Origin of the sequence: Nodularia sp. LEGE 04288, from assembly GCF_963896525.1 — a bacterium.
In the GTDB taxonomy this organism is placed as follows: Bacteria; Cyanobacteriota; Cyanobacteriia; order Cyanobacteriales; family Nostocaceae; genus Nodularia.
Genome location: NZ_CAWQOY010000067.1, coordinates 1 through 2,938, shown reverse-complemented (window position 1 = coordinate 2,938; position 2,938 = coordinate 1). Strand labels below are relative to the sequence as shown.

The 2,938-nt window shown below is 40.7% G+C and carries 4 protein-coding genes and 2 pseudogenes; 4 read left to right on the top strand and 2 right to left on the bottom strand.

All coding sequences use genetic code 11. The annotated features are described in order from the left end of the window. Positions 1-107: pseudogene (locus AACX33_RS05245) on the top strand (IS630 family transposase); the annotation flags it as partial. 26 nt (positions 108-133) lie between these two features. Beyond that, complete coding sequence (locus AACX33_RS05240) at positions 134-529, top strand: type II toxin-antitoxin system VapC family toxin (protein ID WP_194003832.1); 396 nt, start codon at positions 134-136, stop codon at positions 527-529. Positions 530-657: 128 nt separating this feature from the next. Here AACX33_RS05240 and AACX33_RS05235 read toward each other — a convergent pair. Next, positions 658-753 (bottom strand): annotated as a pseudogene (locus AACX33_RS05235) (hypothetical protein); the annotation flags it as partial. Positions 754-804: 51 nt separating this feature from the next. Between AACX33_RS05235 and AACX33_RS05230 the strand changes: the two are divergent. Then, a complete protein-coding gene (locus AACX33_RS05230) occupies positions 805-1,227 on the top strand; it encodes a putative toxin-antitoxin system toxin component, PIN family (RefSeq protein ID WP_194003834.1) in 423 nt (140 codons plus the stop codon). A gap of 6 nt (positions 1,228-1,233) precedes the next feature. Continuing rightward, entirely contained in the window at positions 1,234-1,449 is a 216-nt protein-coding gene (locus AACX33_RS05225) for a toxin-antitoxin system HicB family antitoxin (RefSeq protein ID WP_194003836.1), read from the top strand. Positions 1,450-1,515: 66 nt separating this feature from the next. Here the strand turns inward: AACX33_RS05225 and gor are convergent, their stop codons facing one another. After that, positions 1,516-2,871 carry a glutathione-disulfide reductase gene (gene gor, locus AACX33_RS05220; protein WP_194003838.1) on the bottom strand — a complete coding sequence of 452 codons (1,356 nt, stop codon included), beginning with the start codon at positions 2,869-2,871 and terminating at the stop codon, positions 1,516-1,518. Between the last annotated feature and the right edge of the window lie 67 nt (positions 2,872-2,938).

Here is a 2,938-nt window from a genome sequence, read left to right as displayed (position 1 = left end):
AGATTGAAAAATGCTGGTCTTGGTTAAAAAGTCGAATCCGCAAACAGTTAGACCAGTTTGATTGTTTACGAGATGCCATTGAGGATGTCTTGCATTTTGCGTCCTAACCTCCTTGGCGGTTGCTATAAATAGGATGAGTAATCTTTGCGACACTAATATCATCAGTGAATTAACTCGCCCGATTCCAAATGCAGGGGTGATAGCATGGAGTGGCACTGTGACATCTATTAATTTAAGTGTTATTACAATTGAGGAAATTTATTATGCTTTAACAGCAAAGCCTAATTCTAGAATCCAGAATTGGTTTGAAATCTTTCTGATAAGTCACTGTAAAATTTTCCCTATTACTTCAGAAATTGCCAAGTCTGCGGGTGAATTGAGAGGTATTTTGAGGACTCAAGGTAAACCGCGATCACAAGCTGATATACTTATTGCCGCAACAGCTAAAATACATTCCATGACTCTTGTTACTAGAAATATTAAGGATTTTGATGGTTGTGGGATATCTACACTGAACCCATTTATTTAAATATTTCTCTGATCTCAGGAGTGCGATCGCCTTTACAAAAGTTTTAATCATTTTTTGGGTATTTTACGAAAAATGCCCTCAGATTTTAGTAAATCCAGGGAATTTCCAAGTTTATCAGCTCATTAGCTTTATCGCATAGTCACAAACTCTTCGGCAGAACTAGGATGAATACCTACTGTGGCATCAAAGTTAGCTTTAGTAGCACCCATTTTAACTGCGATCGCTTTTAAGTTTTTGAATGACTCCTATGATAGCCTATATGCTATCATATCCACATGGCGATTAAAATTGTAGTTGATACCAGCGTTTTTATTAGTGCGCTGATTAGCTCTCAAGGTTCCAGTAGAGAACTCATTCGACGCTGCTTGAAAGGTGAATATCAGCCTTTGATGGGAAATGCTTTATTTTCTGAGTATGAGTCGGTCATTCAACGATCAGAAATTATTGCTAAATGCCCTTTAACTAGTGAAGAAATTTCTGCTTTACTTGCATCACTGATGAGCGTAAGTAAATGGATTTATATTTACTACTTATGGCGACCTAATTTAAAAGATGAAGCTGACAACCACTTAATTGAATTAGCAGTTGCTGGAAATGCTCAAATTATTGCCACGCATAATGTCAAAGATTTCCAAAATGCTGAATTGTTATTTCCTAACTTATCAATATTAAAACCCGAAGCAGTTATTAGGAGTTAAACAACAATGGCAACTTTAACTATTCGTTTACCAGACGACAAGCACAACAGATTAAAAGAACTTGCTCAAGCCAAAGGTATAAGTATCAATAAGCTGATTGAAGAACTTTCTACTATCGCTCTAGCGGAATTTGATGCCAATACAAGGTTTAAAGCAATGGCCGCAATGGGTAACTCAGAAGAAGGCTTAATAATACTAGCTAAACTTGATGCTCAATTGTAGGATAGCAAAAAATCATAGATAGCAATGCCCTCAGATTTTAGTAAATCTAGGGCATTTTCAGGTTGATTAACGCATAGTTACAAACTCTTCGGCAGAACTAGGATGAATACCTACTGTGGCATCAAAGTTAGCTTTAGTAGCACCCATCTTAACTGCGATCGCCACTCCTTGTATAATCTCCGCAGCGCTGGTTCCTACCATGTGCGCCCCCACTACCTGATCGGTATTTTGATCAACCACTAATTTCATCATGGTTTTTTCATCTTTACCCGGTAAGGTATAGTACATCGGTCGAAAGCGACTGCGATAAACTTTCACCGCATCACCATATTTTTCTCTGGCTTCGGCTTCAGTTAAACCCACAGTTGCAGCTTCTGGTGTGGTAAAGATCGCTGTCGGTACATTTTCATAACTCATGGTGCGAGACTTGTTACCAAACACAGTATCTGCCAAGGCGCGACCTTCATTAATCGCCACAGGAGTTAAATTAATGTTATCTGTACAATCTCCCAGTGCATAGATATTGGCTTCACTGGTTTGACTGTATTTATCAACGACAACTGCACCATTCTCATCTAGCCGAACTTTGGTGTTTTCCAAACCTAATTTTTGCGTGTTGGGTTTGCGCCCTGTGGCTGCCAAACTGACTGCATCAACAATTACCGTTTCCTCAGAATCATCATTGCGGCGAACTGTCACCTTCAAGCCTGTGTCATTCTTCTCAATGGCAATTATTTCGCTATTGTTGAGAATCTTAATGCCGTGGTTACCCATTGCTTGCTGAATTTCAGTCTGCAAATCTTCATCGAAACCACGTAAAATTTTGTCATGACGAATGACTTGGGTGACTTCGCTTCCTAGTCCGTTGAGGATACAGGCAAATTCTGAACCAATGTAACCTCCCCCCAAAATTACTAGGCGCTGGGGTTGTTCTTTCAGGTGGAAGATATCATCGGAGGTAATGGCGTATTCAATTCCGGGAATTTCTGGCTTTACGGGATACCCACCCACAGCAATTAAAATCTTGTCGGCGGTGACTTGGCGATCGCCTACTTGAACCGTGTGAGCATCAATAAATTTACCGTATCCCTCAAAGACTTCAACTTTGGACTTATCCAGCATCCCTTTATAAATGCCATTCAGGCGAGTCACTTCATTATTGACCGCCGTAATCATTTTTTCCCAATCTAGAGAACTCTTGACTGCACTCCAGCCGTATCCTTGGGCATCTTCAAACAAGTCAGGAAAATGGGAAGCATAGACCATTAACTTTTTAGGGACACAGCCACGATTTACGCAGGTTCCGCCTAGTCGGTCAAACTCAGCAACCCCTACTTTTGCTCCATATTCCGCAGCCCGTCTGGCGGTTGCAATCCCACCAGATCCGGCACCAATTACAAATAAGTCGAAATCGTAACTCATGTGTCCCTCAAGTTTTAAATTTTCAATATGGCTACTGGGAACTGGGGAAGAGGCAGAGGGGCAGGGG